This window comes from Dactylosporangium sp. NPDC049525, assembly GCF_040676755.1.
Taxonomy (GTDB): domain Bacteria; phylum Actinomycetota; class Actinomycetes; order Mycobacteriales; family Micromonosporaceae; genus Dactylosporangium.
In genome coordinates, this window is record NZ_JBFAPO010000004.1 from 293,553 (window position 1) to 312,077 (window position 18,525).

Annotated in this window: 13 protein-coding genes; 7 read left to right on the forward strand and 6 right to left on the reverse strand. The window is 71.2% G+C overall.

Annotated elements, in window-relative coordinates; genetic code table 11:
* Positions 1–39: 39 nt before the first annotated feature.
* From AB0K00_RS10165 to AB0K00_RS10180, 4 genes are read right to left on the reverse strand one after another with little or no spacing between them, the layout of a single operon-like run.
* On the reverse strand, positions 40–2,775 hold the full coding sequence (locus AB0K00_RS10165; protein WP_363518244.1) for a branched-chain amino acid ABC transporter permease/ATP-binding protein: 2,736 nt from the start codon (positions 2,773–2,775) through the stop codon (positions 40–42).
* A 2-nt stretch (positions 2,776–2,777) separates the two neighbouring features.
* Entirely contained in the window at positions 2,778–3,506 is a 729-nt protein-coding gene (locus AB0K00_RS10170; protein WP_363518246.1) for an ATP-binding cassette domain-containing protein, read from the reverse strand.
* Between the two features lie 10 nt (positions 3,507–3,516).
* On the reverse strand, positions 3,517–4,725 hold the full coding sequence (locus AB0K00_RS10175) for an ABC transporter substrate-binding protein (protein WP_363518248.1): 1,209 nt from the start codon (positions 4,723–4,725) through the stop codon (positions 3,517–3,519).
* A gap of 59 nt (positions 4,726–4,784) precedes the next feature.
* Positions 4,785–5,936: an LLM class flavin-dependent oxidoreductase gene (locus tag AB0K00_RS10180; protein ID WP_363518250.1), complete on the reverse strand. Its 1,152-nt coding sequence runs from the start codon at positions 5,934–5,936 to the stop codon at positions 4,785–4,787.
* 334 nt (positions 5,937–6,270) lie between these two features.
* Between AB0K00_RS10180 and AB0K00_RS10185 the strand changes: the two genes are divergently transcribed.
* Positions 6,271–6,999: a TetR/AcrR family transcriptional regulator gene (locus AB0K00_RS10185; RefSeq protein WP_363518252.1), complete on the forward strand. Its 729-nt coding sequence runs from the start codon at positions 6,271–6,273 to the stop codon at positions 6,997–6,999.
* Between the two features lie 5 nt (positions 7,000–7,004).
* Positions 7,005–8,180 (forward strand): flavin reductase, encoded by a 1,176-nt coding sequence (locus AB0K00_RS10190; protein ID WP_363518254.1) that lies wholly within the window; start codon positions 7,005–7,007, stop codon positions 8,178–8,180.
* 511 nt (positions 8,181–8,691) lie between these two features.
* On the opposite strand, the gene AB0K00_RS10195 is transcribed toward AB0K00_RS10190, so the two are convergent.
* On the reverse strand, positions 8,692–9,246 hold the full coding sequence (locus AB0K00_RS10195; RefSeq protein ID WP_363518256.1) for a histidine phosphatase family protein: 555 nt from the start codon (positions 9,244–9,246) through the stop codon (positions 8,692–8,694).
* Between the two features lie 537 nt (positions 9,247–9,783).
* On the opposite strand from AB0K00_RS10195, the gene AB0K00_RS10200 reads away from it, so the two are divergent.
* The 5 genes from AB0K00_RS10200 to AB0K00_RS10220 all read left to right on the forward strand — a co-directional run bounded on the left by AB0K00_RS10200 (position 9,784) and on the right by AB0K00_RS10220 (position 14,807).
* Positions 9,784–10,374, forward strand: coding sequence for a protoglobin domain-containing protein (locus AB0K00_RS10200; RefSeq protein WP_363518258.1), 591 nt, complete (start codon positions 9,784–9,786; stop codon positions 10,372–10,374).
* Between the two features lie 28 nt (positions 10,375–10,402).
* Positions 10,403–11,104, forward strand: coding sequence for a haloacid dehalogenase type II (locus AB0K00_RS10205; protein WP_363518260.1), 702 nt, complete (start codon positions 10,403–10,405; stop codon positions 11,102–11,104).
* Positions 11,101–11,505, forward strand: coding sequence for a RidA family protein (locus tag AB0K00_RS10210; RefSeq protein WP_363518262.1), 405 nt, complete (start codon positions 11,101–11,103; stop codon positions 11,503–11,505). Before AB0K00_RS10205 ends, AB0K00_RS10210 begins: the two co-directional genes overlap by 4 nt.
* Positions 11,502–12,218 carry a hypothetical protein gene (locus AB0K00_RS10215; RefSeq protein ID WP_363518264.1) on the forward strand — a complete coding sequence of 239 codons (717 nt, stop codon included), beginning with the start codon at positions 11,502–11,504 and terminating at the stop codon, positions 12,216–12,218. The genes AB0K00_RS10210 and AB0K00_RS10215 overlap by 4 nt, the downstream gene beginning before the upstream one ends.
* Positions 12,219–12,422: 204 nt before the next feature.
* Complete coding sequence (locus tag AB0K00_RS10220; protein ID WP_363518266.1) at positions 12,423–14,807, forward strand: helix-turn-helix domain-containing protein; 2,385 nt, start codon at positions 12,423–12,425, stop codon at positions 14,805–14,807.
* 168 nt (positions 14,808–14,975) lie between these two features.
* On the opposite strand, the gene AB0K00_RS10225 is transcribed toward AB0K00_RS10220, so the two are convergent.
* Positions 14,976–18,308 carry a BTAD domain-containing putative transcriptional regulator gene (locus tag AB0K00_RS10225; RefSeq protein ID WP_363518268.1) on the reverse strand — a complete coding sequence of 1,111 codons (3,333 nt, stop codon included), beginning with the start codon at positions 18,306–18,308 and terminating at the stop codon, positions 14,976–14,978.
* Between the last annotated feature and the right edge of the window lie 217 nt (positions 18,309–18,525).

Consider the following 18,525-nt stretch of genomic DNA (forward strand, 5'->3'; position numbering starts at 1 on the left):
CCTTCGGGCTGGGTGCTGAGACGTCGACCGGGCCGGCGTTCACACGCGGGCGCTGTCGTCGGACTCGTCCGCTTCGCGACCGAGGTAGGCGGAGATGACCCTGGGGTCCCGGGCGACGTCCTGGGGTGTTCCCCGGGCGAGGACGGCGCCGGCCTCCAGCACGGTGACCCGGTCGCAGGTGCTGAGCACCAGGTCGACGTTGTGCTCGACGAGCAGGATGCTCATGTCCCAGTCGCGGGCGAGGGTCCGGATGAGCGTGCCGAGTTCCCGGGCCTCCTCGTCGCTGAGCCCGGCCGCCGGCTCGTCCAGCAGCAGCACGCGCGGGTCGGCCGCCACCGCTCTGGCGATCGCGACGAGCCGCCGCTTGCCGAACGCGAGCTCGCCCGGCCTGCGGTCGAGGTCGTCCTCGAGGCGGAACTCCCGGACGGCGGCGAGGGCGGACGGTGTCAGCTGGATGCGGCCCGGTGCGACGAGGTCGGTGGCGTACCGGCGGGCACTGCCGTCGTCGCAGGCGACCGCGAGGTTCTCCCGGACGGACAGGTCGGCGAAGAGTTCCAGGGACTGGAAGGACCTGGCCACCCCGGCGCGGGCCCGGCGCCGCGCGCTCCACGGCCCGATCGAGGTGTCGTCGAGTCTGATCGTGCCGCGGGCAGGTCGCACGAACCCGGTGAGGGCGTCGATGACGGTCGTCTTGCCGGCCCCGTTCGGGCCGATCAGGCCGTGCACCTCGCCCGGGACGAGGTCCAGCGACACGTCGTCGACGGCCACGACGCCGCCGAACTGGACCCGCAGGCCGGACACGTGCAGCGACCGCGACGGGCGGCGGTCGTGCTGCGGCGTGACCGGGTCCTCCTGGCGCGCCCGGGGGCGGGCCGGGTCCTCCTGGCGCGCCCGGGGGAGGGTCGGCAGGGACGGCACCCGCAGGAGCCGGCCGATGCGGCGCACGAGGTGGGCGTTCATCTCGTACAGGCCGTTGCGGCCGCTGCGCAGGACGTACAGCAGGAACAGCCCGCTGACGAGGGGCAGGTAGCTCTCCAGGTTGTCGACGCCGTGCAGGACCTGCGTGCCGACCCCGCCGGGCAGCAGGGTCGAGGCGAGCATCGCACCGCCGATGGTGCCGATCCCGCCGACGACCGAGACGCCGATGACGGTGATGGAGGTGAGCACGTCGAACTGGGCCGGGAGGACGGCAACGCCCTGGAAGGCGAGCAGGACCCCGGCGAGCGCCGCGAGCGCTGAGGCGAGGGCGAAGGCGTAGACCTTGCCGACGTACACGTTGACGCCGAGGGCGGCCGCTGCCCGCTCGTTGGACCGGACCGCGAGCAGGCGCCGGCCGGCCCGGCCGCGGCGGAGGTTCGCCACGGCCAGGGCACTGAGGGTCAACGCCGTGAGGGTCACGAGCCCGTAGTTGTAGGGATGTCTGATCGCCCCGAAGTCCCAGCCGAAGATCGAGGGTTCGCCGATCCGGATGCCGGCATCGCCGCCGGTGAGCTGGAAATCGCTGAGGACGAGGCTGAACAGCACGATGCCCATGCCGAGCGTCGCGATGGCCAGGTTGATCCCGCGGGTCCGCAGGGCCGGCAGCGCGACCAGGGCTCCGACGAGTGCCGCGGCCAGCATCGCGCCGATCAGCGCCGGCAGGAAGCCCCAGCCGGCGTGGTGGACGAGGGTCGCCGCGGCGAAGGCTCCCGATCCGGCGAGCACGTACTGGGCGAGGGACAACTGCCCGGCGTAGCCGGTGACGACGGTGATGGACAGGGTGAGGATCGCGAACGCCATCGTGACCGTCAGCGCCTGCGCCCAGACCGGTGGCACCACGAGTGCGATCAGGACGGCGAACACGCCGACGATCACGACGGCCGGGACGACGCGGATGCGGCCGTCGCCGACGCTGGGCAGCCGTTCCAGGACGTGACTGCGCAGCGGAAGCGAGCTTCCCCGCAGGACCAGATAGGCGACGATGACCATGAACGGGACGCTGTCGCCCCAGCCCGTCACCGTGACGTAGCGGGTGATCAGGGACTGGACGACGCCGATGCCCAGGGCGCCGGCGAAGGCGATCGGGAACGAGACGAACCTGGCCAGCAGCGCGGCCGCGAGAGCCGGCACGATCAGCAGGGTGAGCTGCGTGGGCTGCAGGTAGGTGATCGGGCCGATCAGTGCGCCGGCCAGGGCCGCGATACCGGCGGCGAGGGCCCAGTTGGCGGTCGCGATCCGGTCCGGTGAGTGGCCCAGACCCGCGACGGCGCGCTGGTTCTCGGCCATCGCGCTGGCGATGCGGCCGAACGCCGTCCAGCGGAACACCATGTACAGCACGGCGGTGAGCGCGGCGCCGATCAGCAGGATGATGAGCCGGTCGACGCCGAGGGTCGTGCCGGGCAGCGGCTCCACGGCGTCGGTCGGCAGGAACGAGGGCACGCTGATGGGACCGACCCCGTACCGCAGGACGGCTGCGGCCTGCAGCGTGAGCAGCATGCCCAGGGTGGCGATCACCCGTTCGATCGGTGACGAGGTGCGCATCGGGCGCAGGATCAGGTACTGCACGGCGACGCCGAGCAGGACGCCGGCCGCGGTCGCGGCGACGACGGCCGGGATCGCCGGCCAGCCGGCCGCCACCCGGAACTCGTAGTAGGCGTAGCCGCCGACCATCACGAACGAGCCCTGCGCGAAGTTCACGATCCCGGAGCCCCGGTAGATCAGGACGAGGCCCTGGCCGAGGAGGCTGTAGATCGCGCCGATACCCAGGCCCAGCAGCACGAACTGGACGATTTCCACGGTCACTCCGTTCCGGTTGCGGTGGCGTCACCGAGGTAGAGGGACTCCACGGCCCCGATGCCGTCGGCCGCGTTGCCGCTCGCCGCGACGGCACCGCGCCGCAGGAGGTACCAGCGGTCGGCGACCGCCATGGCCCGACGGGCCTGCTGCTCGACCAGCAGCACGGCCACCCCGTCCTGGTCGGCCGCCCGCCGCAGCGCGGCGAACAGGCGGTCGACGACCAGCGGTGCGAGGCCGAGGGACAACTCGTCCAGCAGCAGTGCGACCGGGTTCGCGGCCAGGGCCCGGGCCAGCGACAGCATCTGCTGCTCGCCGCCGGACAGCAGCCCGGCCCTGGTCGTGAGGAGCGGTTCGAGTTCGGGGAAGAGCTGGGTGGCCCGGCCGATGCCACCCGGACCGAGCAGGAGGTTGTCGCGTACGGACATCCCCATGAGCACGGACCGCTCCTCCGGGACGAAACTCATCCCCATGCGGGCCCGCACGTGCAGCGGGGCGGTGGTGGCCGTCCCGCGCCACCGCACCTCACCCCCGATCGGAGGCAGCTCACCGGCGGCGGTCAGGATCGTCGTGGACTTCCCCGTGCCGTTGGCACCGAGGAGGGCGACGATCTCGCCGCGCATCACGTGCAGATCGATGTCGCGCACCACCGCCAGGTCGTCGTAGCCCGCGCTCAGCCCGCGCAGTTCGAGGACCGGTGCGTGTTCGGCCGTCGCTGCCGCCGCCGGGGTCATCTGCCGTCCCTTACTTCGTGGCCAGCGGGTCGATCGCGTCGCCGTCCTGCTGCAACGTCCCGCCCGTCGCCTCGGAGACGAAGACTTTGAACGTGGGCACGCGGGGGTAGTTCGTGGCGACCGGCGGGCTGGGGATGCCGGCGTAGTCGGACACGGTGCCGAGCACGATGGGCTTGTCGAGCTTGTTCAGCAGGCCGGTGATCGCGGCGGCGGAGACGTTGCCGCCGAGCCGCTGCACGATCTCGACGAGGAACGTGATCGACGTCCAGGTGCCCAGGGAACCGTTGTCGGTCACGGCCTCCGGGTGGTACTTGGCCATGTCGGCCAGGAACTGCTGCACCTGCGGCACGGAGGTGCTGCTGACCGGGACCGCCGACGACGTGACGAACACGCTGTTCGCGAGATCACCGAGGGCCTTCTGGTCGGCGGGCTTGAAGATGTTCGCCAAGGTCGAGATGTTGCCCTTGAAACCGGCCTGGCGGATCGCCCTGATGATCCGCGGCGCGTCGGTCGCGGTGGAGGCGACGGCGACGGCGTCGGGGGTCTTCGCCAGGGCCGAGGAGGCGACGGCGCTGAAGTCGGGCGCGCCGAGCGGGGCGAGGATGCGGTACGACTGCGCACCGCCGGCTTTGGCTCCGTTGGCGATGTCGTCGGCGGCGGCGTAGGCGGCGGCCGCGTCGGCGACGATGACCGCGATGTTCTTGGCGCCCTTGTTGGCCAGCAGCCTGCCCATGCCGACCTGCATCGACTGGGTGCCGCCGGTGATCGGGTACGACATCGCGCTGGTGCCCTCGATGGGGCCGCCCGATCCGGCGCCGGCCAGCCACGGGATGCCGGCGGACTCGAGGACCGGCAGTGCCGCGGGCGCTTGTGAGCTGGCCGCGCCGACGACGGCGACGACGCCGTCACTGACGGCCTTGCGGGCGCATGCCGCGCCGGTGTTGGCGTTGTACGCGTCGTTGCAGAAGTCCACCTCGATCTTACGACCGTCGATGCCGCCGGCGGCGTTGATGGACTGCACGTGCGCGTCGAGACCTGCCCTGGCGTCCTTCAGTGACAGGTTGGGGCTGTCGAACGTCCCGATCTGCATGATCTTGATCGGGCCGCTGCTGCTGGCGCCGGAACTTGGTTGGTCCTCGCCCCGGCAGGCGGCGAGGCTGGCGAGCAGGGTGAGGGCGGCGAACGGGACGAGGACATGGCGGGGGGAAGGGGTGGGCATGTCGGTCCTTTCGGATCTTCCGAGCCGGTTTCGTTTGGGGTGTCCGGCCCGGGACCGGGTCAGCGCAAGCTTTGGATGTTCGCCCCGGCGGGCAGTTCCCGGCCGGAGTCGGAGTACGCCTTGGAGATCGCGGCCTGCGCCAGTGGCTTGTAGGACGGCCGCTTCTCGGTGACGACGCGGGCGGACCGCTGCGCGGCCGCGAGCGTGCCCTGGAAGTGCGGCATGACGTAGCGGGCGAAGAGTTCGAGGCTTGTCAGGGCCTTGTCACGGCTGGCCCAGTCGTGGGTCATGACCATGAAACCGCCGAAGCCGCCGGTCTGCTCGAGCATCCGCTCGATGGCCGCGATGGCGTCCGCGGGCGTGCCGATGATGGAACTGTCGTCGGCGATCTCGTCGGCGAGGGTGTAGTCGTTCTCCAGGCCGAGCACCGGCTTGAAGTAGTTCTCCCGCTCCGCGAGCCGGGCCTTCTCCACGTCGCGGATCGCCTGCTCACGGTCCTCGGCGAGGTGGACCCGCACGACCATCCGCCAGCCGTCGCGGCTGATGGTCGTACCGGCGTCGGCGGCGGCCTGCTCGGCGATCGCCCACTGGGCCTTCATGTCCTTCTTCCCGCCGATGAACCCGGCGCTCAGTGACAGCACGCCGACGCCGTGCCGGCCCGCCGTCGTCACGCCCGAGGGCGAGGTCGTGCTGGCGACGGCGATCGGGACCCCGTTCGGGCTGAGGGGGAGGAAGGCCAGCTGCGCCTCGCGCAGCTCGAACCAGTCGGTGGAGGCGGTGACGGTGTCGCCGTCGAGGAGCCGGATGATGACATCGAGTGCCTCGTTCATCCGTGACCGCTGGGTCACCGGCGCGATGCCCATCATGTCAGCGTCGGAGATGAGCGCGCCCGGGCCGACGCCGAGCATCGCGCGGCCGAAGCTCAGGTGGTCCAGCATGACGACGCGGTCGGCGACCATCAGCGGGTGGTGGTACGGCAGGCTGGTGACGCCCGTCCCGAGCCGGATCCGTGAGGTGCGCACGGCCGCCGCGGACAGGGCCATGAACGGGTCGGCGATCCGTTCGACGCCGGTCGAGTGGTGTTCGCCGACCCACGCCTCGTCGAACCCGAGCCGGTCCGCGAGCTCGATGAGCGCCAGGTCGTGGCGCAGGGTGAGCGTCGGGCTGTCGTCGTTGGCGTGGAACGGGGCGATGAACACGCCGAAAGTCATGGGCGCCGGACGAGCCATGGAGATCCCCCTCATAAGCGGGTGTCGATCGAGATCGGGAGCAGGCGGCTGCGTGGGGTGTGTCGCCGATCTTCAGGAAGTGAGTGCTGAATCTACTCAGAAACTTGGTGAGCGCAAGGGACTACCGAAAACTCGTGCACCGGTGTCCACTGCGTGCGGTTCAGCTGATATGCCCGGATCTTGCCCCGTTGGGCGATGCTGCCGCGCCCAATCGAATTACTGAATCTATTCAGATTCAGGGTGGCGCGCGCCACAACGATGGCGCTATGGTTCTCCGGCGTTCACCAGGGAGTCCTGGCTACGGAAAGGGGGCGGCATGCCGGAACCACACGACGTGCCGGATGCGGCGCGCAGCCGGCGCCTGGAACGGGTCGCCGCCAACCTGCGCGGAGCGGTGCGGCGCCAGGACGGGCGGGAGACCCCGGTCGGCCCGCGCGCCATGCGGACCCGCAAGAAACTTCTCGAGGTCGCCGAGCAGCTCTTCGCCCGCGACGGCTACGCGAACATCTCCCTCAACGACATCGCCCAGCATTCCGGGGTGAGCCTGGGGACCGTCTACCAGTACTTCGCCGACCGCGACGACATCGTCGCGACGCTCGCCGGCGAGAGCGCCCTGCGCATGCTGAACCTCGGCGCCGACTTCTGGGACGCTGCCACCGGCCGCCTCGGCCTGCGCCGCGCGATCAGCGCGATCGTCACCACACAGTGGGAGAACCGCGACTTCTTCAGCCTGTGGGAGACCGCCAGCCACAGCGACGCCCGTCTGGCCGAGCTGCGCCGGGAATGGGTCGGCGACTTCCGCCGCTCCTTCGCCCGGTCCCTGGCCCGCGGCATGAAGAGCGGCCACGTCCGGCCGGGCCTCGACCCGGAGGAGACAGCCCGCGCCCTGAGCCTCATGGTCAGCGCGTACTGCTACGACGCCTTCGTCGCCGACCCGCCCGACCCGCCGCTGGACCCCGAGGGCGTGATCGACCACCTGACGTCCTTGTGGGCGGACGCGATCGGCCTGCGTGAGGACCGCGAACTGCGGGCCGCGGAGGCATGAGCCCGATGTCGCTCAGTCCCGACCGCCGCCCGCCCGGCCCGGCCGACGACCCCGCCTTTTTCCGTCACGTCCTCGGGCAGTACCCCACCGGCGTCTGCGTGATCACCGCTCAGCCGGCGGACGGCCCGCCGATCGGCATGGTCGTCGGCTCCTTCTCCTCGGTGTCGCTGAACCCTCCGCTCGTCGGGTTCTACCCGAGCGTCACCTCGGAGACCTGGCCGCACCTGCAGCGGGCCGGCAACTGGTGCGTCAACATTCTCGCCGCCCACCAGAGCGACGTGTGCCGCCGCATCGCGACGGCGCCGCTCGCCGACCGGTTCGACGGTGTCCCGTGGCACCCCGCTCCGTCCGGGGCCCCGATCATCGACGGCGCGGTCGCCTGGATCGACTGCGTCCCGGTCGCGGTGCACGACGCCGGCGATCACAAGATCGCCCTTGCCGAGGTGCGGCACCTCGACACCGCGAGCACCGAGCTACCCCTGCTGTTCTTCCGCAGCGGCTACGGCAGTTTCGCGCCGCTCACCCTGACCGCCTACGACCCGGAGATGCGGCTCACCCGCCCGCTGCGCCACTTCGAGCTCATCCGCTCCATCGCGCAGGAACTGCCCGATGCCGGCCTGCGCTGCCTGGTGACCGCACCCGTCAGCGACAGCGTCGTCGTGGTCGGCCAGCTCGACCCGCCGTCGGCGACCCCCTCGGCGCAGCCGACCACCCTCGTCGGTCAGCGGCTGCCGTTCCGGCCGCACGGCCCCTCGATCTTCGAGGCGTGGGCACCGGAGCGGGAGCAGGAGGCGTGGGTGGCCCGGTTCGCCCCGGACTCCCAAGAAGCCGAGATCCAGGCCCTGGCCCGGATCCGGCAGCGCGGATTCTCGATCGGCCTCGGCAGCGAAGGACACCGCCGTTTCGCCGCGGCCCTGCAACGCCTCGCCGCCGAACCGGGCACGGTCGCCAACGAGGAACTCGACGCCCTGGTGGCCTCCCTCGACTACGAGCCCGCCGAGCTGTCCGACGACGTCCTGGCGCAGGCCCGCGTCATCTCCGCACCCGTCTTCGACACGGACGGCCAGCCGGTCCTCGCGCTGACCGTCTTCGGCTTCAAGACCCAGCCGGACGTCGTCCGCGCCGCAATCGCAGCCGTCACCGCATGTGCCCGCAGGGCGACGGGTTCGCTCGGGTCGTGACGCCGGGCGTCACTCGCAGCTGACCGCGGCGTCAGCGTGCACGCAGGTGTCGGTGCCGCTGCCGCCGTCGGTGAAATCGGCCGGTCCTGACACACCGTCCAGGATGTCGTTGCCCTGCAGGCCGACAGTGGGTCCGACCCGGCGCCGCCGGACAGGGCGTCGGCTTCGTCGGTCTTGCGGCCGTGGCCGTGGCCGGTGGACGGCATCCGGACCCGGCGGGCCAGTTTCGCTGGCACGTCCAGGGCTTCGACGCCGTCGGCGGCGAGCCGGTCGCGTAGCGGTGCGCCGAGTCCGGCGGCGCCTTCGATGGCCCAGGTCACCTGCGGGAAGCGCCGGGCGAAGCGTTGCAGGGTGCGGTAGCCGTTGGGCAGCGGGCTGGTCTGTGGGCGAGCAAAGCCACCAGGTAGTCGCCGTTGCGTAGCTTCGCGATGCGGCGGTTACTGGAGCGGTGTCCTGCCAAGGCTGGACGAGTTCCTGCGCTGCAGCCGTCACGCAGCGTCTTCGCAACGACTCACGAGAGATGGTCCATGCGTGCCACGTCTACAACTGTCGAGCCGTCCAGGACGGTGATCGCACACGACGGAATGCCGTGATGCACCACCTCGGCCGGTACCCTGTCGTCGCCCACAAGAGTGCGCAGCAGATCAGCGGTGACTCCGCCGTGCGTGACCGCGGCCACTGCCCCGGGTTCGTCCACCCGGTCCTGGAGGAAGGCGTGCAGCCGCGCGCCGGCCTGCCGCGAGGAGTCACCCATACGTGGCACGAAGTCCCGGTCGCGCACACAGCGGGACCAGGCCGCGAGGAAGTCCTCGATCGGCTCGACGCCGTCCCAGTTCATGCGTTCCCTGAGCCGCTCGTCGCGACGAACATCAAGCCCGGTAGCCCTGGCGATCGGTGCGGCGGTCTGCCATGCCCGGCACAGCGGACTGCTGTAGACCGCGTGCAGGCCGACGCCACTCAACCACAGCGCCGTCTGGGCGGCTTGCCATCCGCCCCGCTCGGTAAGCCCCGGATCCCCGGGTTCCGATCGCTTCTCCGCGTGCCGCACCAGGTAAACGAGGCTCACGGCCAGCAGTCTGACCGACCGTAAAAGCCAGCGCGACCCGGTTACGGCCACGGGACTCGGCAGGCGCTGGCGGTCACGCTCCGCAGCCGCAAGACGTTGCCGGCCGATGTCCGCGGCGTTGGATGAGTCACGACGAGATCTCCGACCTCGTCACTGGGTTAGGCCGTGACTCGCGGATCATGGTGTGAGTCGTTGTACCGGCGTGGCGCGTTTCGATTTGACGGCCCGCTGGTCGAGTCCGACCCGGAGGTCCGCACGGCGCTGGCCGACGGCTTCGACCGGCTGCTCGACCTGTTCCGCAAGGGCATGCTGGCCATGCGCGAGCGGGGCGATCTACGCCCCCGACGCCGACCCGGAACGGCTGGCCCGCGTCCTGGTCAGCGCGATGCAGGGAGGCATGCTGCTGACCCAGACCCTGCGCCGCCCCGAACCGTTGCGCGACGCGCTCGACGGAGCGATCGCCCACGTGGAGTCCTTCGGCGCGGTGTAGCACCGGCTGGACCGGGTACGCCTTCCAGCCACAACAAGGAGGCACCGATGCAGACTGCGACCATTCCCGGGTACACCTACGGCACCGACGAGGCAGCCACCTCGCCGCTGACGATGCAGGACCTCGAGCGGCTCAAGGCGGTGGTCGGCCTGACCGAGGACGACCGGCAGTCGCTGCTCGAGGCGGCCGACATCCTCGCCGACCAGGCCGACGACATGGTGACCGAGTACCGTCGCCGCCTCGGCGAACTGCCCTTCATGCGGCCCTACTCCGGCCACCCCGACGGCACGCCCGACCCGCAGTACAGTGCGGCGTCCAAGCCGCGGTTCGACCGGTTCATCATCGATGCCTGCACCCGCCCGCTGGACCAGGACTGGCTCAACTATCAGCAGGAGATCGGGCTGCGGCACACCCGGGCCAAGAAGAACGCCACCGACCACGCCGACTCGCTCGATCACATTCCCATGCGGTACCTGCTCGCCTTCACCGCCGTCGTGATCGCCACGGCGCGTGACTACCTGGCGGCGAAGGGCGCACCGCCCGAGCGGGTCGACCGCATGCACGCCGCCTTCACCAAGTCGGTCATGTTGCACGTGACCGTCTGGACCCGCCCATATGTGGACGCCGCCAACTGGTGACCGCCCACCGCAGAGGGGGATGAGCACGATGAACTACGACCGGACCGTTGGCGAGCCGAAGGTGCTCGTCTTCGACGTGAACGAGACGCTGATCGACTTCGAGTCGATGAACCCGCTGTTCGAGAAGATCTTCGGCGACGCCCGGGTCATGCGCGAATGGCTCGGCCACCTGATCATGTACTCGATGACCACCACGCTCTCCGGCCTCTGGGAGGGGTACTTCACGCTGGGCCAGGGGCTGCTCAAGATGGTCGGCGACGTCCACGGCGTCCAGGTCAGCGACGACGATGTGGAGGACATCCGCCAGGCCATGCTGACCATGCCTGCCCACCCCGACGTGCGGCAGGGTCTGACCAAGCTCAAGGACGCGGACTTCCGCCTCGTCACGCTGACCAACTCGCCGGCCAACCCCGGCGGCCAGAGCCCGCTGGAGCACGCCGGTCTCGCGCCGTTCTTCGAGCGGCAGTTCACCGTCGAGACCGTCCGCGCCTACAAGCCCGCCCCGCTGACCTATCACCAGGTCGCCCAGGAGCTGGCGGTGCCGCCGTCGTCCTGCTGCATGGTTGCCTGCCACGTCTGGGACACCATGGGCGCGCAGAGCGCCGGCTTCCGTTCGGCCCTGATCACCCGGCCCGGCAACGCGCCGCTGCCGGTCGCCTCGCTGCCCCAGCCCGACTTCGTCGCGCCGGACCTGCCCGGCCTCGCCGACCAACTCGTCCCGGCGTCATGAGCCGCGAAGTCATCCGGGTCGAGCCCCTTTCGACGTACCTCGACAACTGGAAGGCGCCCACCTCCGTCGTCACCGCGGCGGGGGACACGGTCTGCGTGTCCGGGCTGCCGCCGTTCGACGCCGCGACCGGCGAGGTTGTGGACGCACCGATCCAGAGACAGACCGAACTGGTACTTGAGCAGCTGAAACTCTGCCTGGAGACCGCCGGTTCGTCGCTCGACCAAGTGCTCCGGTGCACGGTCTACTGCACCTCGGTCGACATGTTCGCCGCGGTCAACGACGTCTACCGCCGCTACTTCCCGGTCGATCCGCCGGCCCGGACCTTCGTGAACGTCCCGGCCTGGCCCGACCACTTCGACATCGAGATCGACTGCATCGCCCTACGATCCGAGCGACGATGACCGACCGCGCGGCACGGCGGGCCTACGATGACCTCGCCGGGCGGGACCCCGTGCTCGCGCGGCTGATCGACGAGTACGGACATCCGGCCGCCTTCGAGTGGCATGACGGCGGCCGCACCGGCACGAGTCAGTTCGCGGCGATGCTGCTGCACATCGTCGGGCAACGCATCTCCGCGACGTCCGCCTTCACGGTGTACGACCGGATCATTGCCGCGACCGGTGGCGTCCCGACGCCTTCCGGCGTGCTCGAACTGGGCGTGGCCGGCCTGCGCGGCTGCGGCATCTCGACGGCCAAGGCCACGTATGCACTGAACCTGGCCGAAGCCCAGGCCGAGCACCGCATCGACATCGAACGTATGGACCGCCGCAGCGACACCGAAGCCCTCGCCGCCCTGACCGGCGTCCCTGGCATCGGCACATGGTCGGCCGAGACCTTCCTGATCCACAACCTACGCCGCCCGGACGTGCTGCCCGCCGACGACCGCGGACTCCGCGAGGCCGTACGAAACCGCTGGCAACTCGACCGGCTGCCCACCGTCGGCGAGGTGCGGACCAGAGCGCTGGCGTGGTCGCCGTACCGCTCCTACGCCGCCGCGTTGCTGTGGCGCTCCCTGCGCCCGCCCGGCGAACTGTCCGACCCCAAAGCCCGCGCACTCCGTACCCGATCGGCTCGCCACGGCCGTGCGCATGGTAAAGCTCGCGGAGCTTGGTGAATTTGGCCGCCTGGTGTCGCCGCGGACGACGACGGGTTCGTCATCACGGACATCCCCGTCCCTACCGTTCCGGACCAGCGCGGCCCGGGTCTTCGTCGTGGGCGACCTCCGCTCGGACTCGACGAAACGCGTGGCCAAGAGTGGGTGACGGTGCGGGCGTCGGCTCCTCCGTCCACCGGACTCTCGCCGATCTATCATGATGGGGTGCCGGGCCAGACGTCCCCGTTCGGCGACCGCCTACGGGCACTGCGCCGGGCCGCCGGCCTGACCATGGAGCAGTTGGCCGAAAGGTCCGGCGTCAGCGCCCGGGCCATCTCCGACATGGAACGTGGGCACAGCCGCGCACCGCAGACCCGCACCCTCGCCGCTCTCGCCGACGGGTTGGGCCTCGACGGTGACGCCCGGTCCGGCCTGACGGCCGCGGCGAAGAACGCCCGCTCCGCAAGCGCAGCCGGCCGTCCCCGGCTGTGCGAGCCGCCACGCGGCGTCGCGGACTTCGTCGGCCGGCAGGCCGAACTCGAGATCGTCCGGCACGCCGCGAAGCACGCCGTCGAGGGCAACGACCTGTCGCCGGTCCTCGTTGTGCACGGGCAGCCGGGGCTGGGCAAGACCGCGTTGGCGGTCCGGGCTGCGAACGAACTGCGCGACGACTTCCCCGACGGCTGCATGTACGTCGACCTGCGCGGGGTCGACGCCACGCCGCTCACCGTCGGAGACGCCCTGCTGCGACTGCTGCGTGCACTCGGCGTCAGGCCCGACCAGATCGCCGATAACGACGACGAACGCTGTGCCCACCTCCGCGGGATCCTGCGTGATCGGCGATGCCTGCTGGTCCTCGACAACGCCGGTTCGGAGGCGCAGGTCTGGCCGCTGCTACCCGCGGGCGGCAGGTGCCTCGTCGTCGTGACGAGCCGGCGCGCGCTCAGTGGCCTCGAAGGGGTGCTGCGGATCGCTCTGCGGCCCCTCGCGCCGGAAGAGTCCGCCGGCCTGCTTCGTTCCATCGCCGTGCAGGCCGGCGACCCGCGGGCGGCGTCGCAGGTCAACAGGGTCACTGAGCTGTGCGGGCACCTGCCGTTGGCCCTCCGGATCGCCGGGACCCGCCTCGCCAGCCGTCCACAATGGTCGGTCGGACATCTGGTCGACCGGCTCGCCGACGCCGGCCGCAGGCTGGCCGCGCTGGCCGCGGGCGACACCGCAGTGGCGACGGCGTTCGCGTTGTCGTACACGCAGCTCCCCCCTCCCACCGCCCAGCTGTTCCGCCGCCTCGCCCACGTTCCGGCCGCCGATTTCGCGCCGCCGCTCGCAGCGACGCTCATCGAGGCCGCCTTGCCGGACGCGCAGGACCGCCTGGAGGATCTGGTGGAGGTCGGGCTGCTGCAAACGGAGGGCGTTGACCGGTACCGGTTCCACGACCTGATCCGGCTCTATGCCGACGAGCGGCTGCGCGCCGAGGAGCCGCCCGGCGTCCAGGCGGAGACCACCGAACGGATGAACACCTGGCTGCTGGATACCGTCGTCGTCGCCGGCCGGTGGTACGAACCCGGGTACGGCGGGTTGCCCGACGGCTGGGCCGGCCTGGCGCCCCTGGCCACCCTGGAGGAAGCTGACGCCTGGCTGCGGGCGGAGGTCGACAACTGGCTGCCGGCGTTGCGCACCGCCGCTGCCGAACGCCGGCACCAACTCGTCGCCGACGTCGCCGCGGCAACCCGCTGGTACTCCGAGTCGACGCTGCGGTGGCTCATCTGGTACGAGGTTCGCCGGATGGCCCGCGCCGCGGCCGACGCGCTGCCCGACCGTCGCCAGCAGGCTTTCCACACCACCCTCTACGCCACGACCGCGGTGTACCTCATGGGCCTGTACGAGGAGGCCGCGGAGGCAGCGATGGAGGCATACCAGCTCGCACAGTCGATCGGCGACCTCCAGGAGCAGGCCCGTGCCCTCAACGCGGCCGGCGCCGCCTGGCTGAATCTCCGCCGTTTCGACGATGCGTTGTGGGCCCACCGCACTGGATGCGAGCTGTCCGACCGGGCCGGCGATCACGCCGGGTTCGCGGATCATGTGGTGGGCGTCGGCTATGCGTTGGAGTATCTGGGCCACTACGACGAGGCGGTCGTCGAGTTCCAGCGGGCCGTGACCGAACTCGACCGACGTCCGGTGGCCGCCCGCCCGGCCCTCCTGGCCCGGGCCGGTGCGATGTACGGCGTGGCGTCCTCCTTCGACCGCGCCGGACGCCACGAGGAGTCGCTGCGCGCGGTCGAACGGGCGCTGCCGGTGCTGATCGAGAACCGTGACGACGACATGGTGGCCTTCGCACTCGTCCTGCGAGGCAAGGCCCGGGCCGCGCTCGGCCAGCCCGCCGAGGCCCGCGCCGACCTGACCCGCGCCCTGGAGATGCTCGCCGACAGCCTGCCCAGCCGGCTAGGGGACGAGGCCCGGGCGATGCTGCCCACGCTGGACGACACCGGTCCGGCCGAGGCCCGCGCCGACCTGACCCGCGCACTGGAGGCGCTCGCCGACAGTCTGTCCAGCCGGCTCGAGACCGAAGCCCGGGCGACACGGGCCATCCTGGACGGCACGGATCCTGCCTGACGTTTGCGTGTTGTAGTTAATTGTCCGAATCAATGACGTTCAGTGGGTGTACGACCACGGCAACACGAGGCAGGCCGCTCAAGCCTGCCTCGGTCATGCAGAACAGCGAATGCAACAGCGCACTCCAGCGCGCCCTCCGATCGGCAAACGCAACAGCGCCCTCCAGGGTCACCGGGCGATGAGGGTGTCGAGTTCCGCTGCCCTGTCCGTGTTGCCGAGCGATGTGTAGAGTCCGCGCGCTTCCGTCCAGGCCTGCCGGCTCGCCGTCGGGTCGGTCTCCCGCGTCGCCGTCCCCAACCGTTCCAGCGCGCCAGCCAGGAACGACGGCCAGCCGCGGGTGCGCCACAGCTGCACCGACTCCGCGAGGTGGGCGATCGCCTCGCCGGTGCGCCCCTCCCGCAGGGCGATGTCGCCGAGGACGCCCAGGGCGTCGGCGATGTGGTGCGGCAGGTTGTACTCCCGGCCCAGCGCCAGCGACGCCTCCGCCGCCGCTCGGCCGCCCGGTTCGGCGCGGGCGTTGTGCAGCCGGGCCAGGACCAGCATGGTCAGCGCCTCGGCGTAGTGGTCCCGGTAGCGGCGGGAGATCGCCAGCGAGTCGTCGACGGCGTGCCGGCTGGCGTTGAGCTCGCCTGCCTCGAAGTGGGCCACCCCGATGAACTGGAGCACGGTCGCCTCGTATCGGGGGTTGCCCAGCTTCCGCGCCTGGACCAGCGCACTGCGCAGGTGCCCCAGCGCCAGGTCGACCCGGCGTTGCTCGCGCCAGGCCAGCGCCAGCGCCACGTTCGCCCGGGCCTGACCGCCCACGTGTCCGGTGGCGTCGGCCAGCCGCAGCGCGTCGTTGCCGGTGTCGACTGCCTCGGCGTACGCGCCGCGGGCGGTCAACCCCCAGGAGACGATGACCGCGGCGTCGGCGATCCCCCGCTGGTCGCCGACCTTCTGGAACAGGATCCGCAGGCGCAGGCCGGCGTCGTAGAGCAGGGCCATCGCCTGGTCGTCGCCGTTGTGGCTGGTGTTCCACGCCATCACGTCGATCAGGCCACGCAGCATGACCGCCTCACCGAGCAGGTTGCCGTGCCGCTGGCAGACCTCGATGACCCGCTCGTTGGTCGCGCCCCACTCGGTGTACATGCCGCGCAGGTCGAAGTACTTCTCCAAGCTGCCGGCCAGGTCGAAGGCGAGCTCGTGCCGGTCGAGATCGCAGGCCTGCCGTACCGACGACATCAATGCCGCCCGCTCGGCGTCGAACCAGGCGAGCGCCGCGTCGCCGCCATCGCCGGGCGGGTAGACCGCCTCGAGGTCGACCACCGGGCGGAACGCAGTGCCGTTGATCGTCGCGTAGCAGGGCCCGGGGACCCGGCTCGCGGCGTCCGCGGCGACCGCGAGCCAACCGCCGAGCCCCCGGTCCAGCGCCGTCTCCCGGTCGGCGTCGCTGTCGTCGGCCTCGGCCCGCTGCCGAGCGAACAGCCGGACCAGGTCGTGGAAGCGGTACCGGTCATGGCCCCGCTGATCGACCCCGGCGATGCTGAGCAGTTGCGCGTCGACCAGCGCGTCGAGATGCGGCAGGACCCCGTCGGTGTCCGACTCCAGCAGGCAGGCGGCGAACCAGTCCGGAAACTCGGCCAGGTCGAACAGCCCGAGCAGCCGGAACAGCCGGCGCGTCATCGGGTCGAGCCCCTCGTAGCTGAACGCGAGCGAGGCCCGGACCTCCAGGTCACCCAGCGATAGGTGATCGAGCCGGCGCCGTTCGTCGCGCAGCATCCCGGTCAGGTGCGCCAGCCGCCAGGACGGCCGGGCCGCCAGCCGGGCGCCGGCGACCCGTACGGCGAGCGGCAGCTGACCGCACAGCCGGACCAGCTCCGCGGCCTCGTCCGGCTCGTCTGCGACACGCTGCCGGCCAGCCAGGTTCGACAGCAGCCGGACCGCGTCCTCGGGCTCGAAGACATCCAGGTCGACCCACTGCGCGCCCTCGACGCCGGTCAACCTGGCCCGGCTGGTCAGCAGGACCGCGCAGGGTGGAGCACCGGGCAGCAGCGGCCGGACCTGCTCGGCCGACGCGGCGTTGTCCAGCACGACGAGCATCCGCTGGCCGGCGAGCCGATTGCGGTACAGCGCGGCCCGCTCCCCGACGTCGTCCGGGATGGCGCGGCTGTCGACCCCGAGGAACCGCAGGAACCGGCTGAGCGCGTCGCCCGAGTCGACCGGGTCCGGCTCGGCACCGCGGAGGTTGACGTAGAGCTGCCCGTCGGTGAACGCGTCGGCCAACCGGTGGGCGACGTGCAGCGCGAGTGCGGTCTTGCCGATCCCGCCCATGCCGGAGATCGCGGCGACCGGCAGCGCGGTCCGCCGCTGACCCGATCGGGACACGGTGGCCTCGATTCGGTTCGATTCAGCGGTACGGCCGGAGAAGTCGGCGATGTCCGGCGGCAGCAACGACGGGGCGCCGGCCCGGTCCTGCTGCACGATCGTGACCGTGGCCCGCGGGGTGCCAGCCGTCTCGTCGCGCAGCACGCGCAGGTAGGCGTCCTGCATCTCGCGGGCCGGTTCGACGCCGAGCTCGTCGACCAGCCGGCGCCGAAACTCGGCGAAGGTGCGCAGCGCGGTGGCCCGGTCGCCGGAGCCCGCCTGGGCCAGCAGCAGGCGGGCGTGCAACGCCTCGTGATAGGGCTCGTCGCCGGCAATGCTGCGCAGGTGCCGGACGACCGTCGGGTAACGGTGCGCGGCGGCTGTTTCGCCGGCCGTCGCATTGGCCAGGTCGGCGAAGCGCAGGGCGACGGCGATCCGCTGCTGGTTGAGCGCCTGCGCGTCGGGATGGTCACGCAGGCGGGTGCCGGCGTCGACGAGCACCGCTCCGCGCCACCCGCTCAGTGCCTCGTCGAGCAGGTCCAACTGCTCGGCGCTGCGCGTTTGCGCCCGCGCGATCAGGGCCTCGAACCGGACCTGGTCACAGTGCTCGGCGTCCAGGCGGAGCAGGTAGGCGTCGCGGACGCGTTCGATCGGACCACCCGGCTGGCGCAGCGGGCGGTGCGGGTCGAGCACGCTCCGCAGGTGCGCGACCGCCATGTGAATCTGGGTGGCGAAGGTCTTCGGCGGCGACGGACCCCAGAGCACGTCGACGATCTCGTCCCGGCCCACCGGCTGACCGACCCGCAGGGCGAGCAGCGCGAGCAGCCCCCGCTGCGCGGCGACCGGCAGCGGCACCCGACCGGCACCACGGGTCACGACCAGCGGGCCGAGCATGTTAACGCAGACGGTATCGACGCCGGAGTGCGCAGAGTGGACGGTCTGGATCCGGACGCGGTCGGCCGCGGTGAGGTTCAACGCGTCCGCCAGCCGGCGCAACGACTCCGGTTGCGGTTGGCGGACCCGGTCGCGCTCGATGTCGCGGATCGCCCGGGCGCTGACCCCGCTGCGTCGGGCCAGCTCGTCCTGGGTCAGCCCGGCCCGGACGCGGAACTGCTGCAGGAGCGCGCCGAACCGGTCACCGCTGTCGGATGGGTCCACCCGAAAGAGCCTCGAATCATGAAGTGATTCCCGCCTGCGTTCTGCCGAGCCGATTCTGCCGGTTCGGGGCCATGCGGTCAACGATGCACGAGGCCAGGTATCGAGCCAGCCGACATAGTCGCGACTTAGTCGCCGGTTCGATGTGATCAATAGGCTCATCTCACGGGATCGGGTATCTCACTAGCCGATCCCGCTGTCCACTGTGGACGTGCCAAAG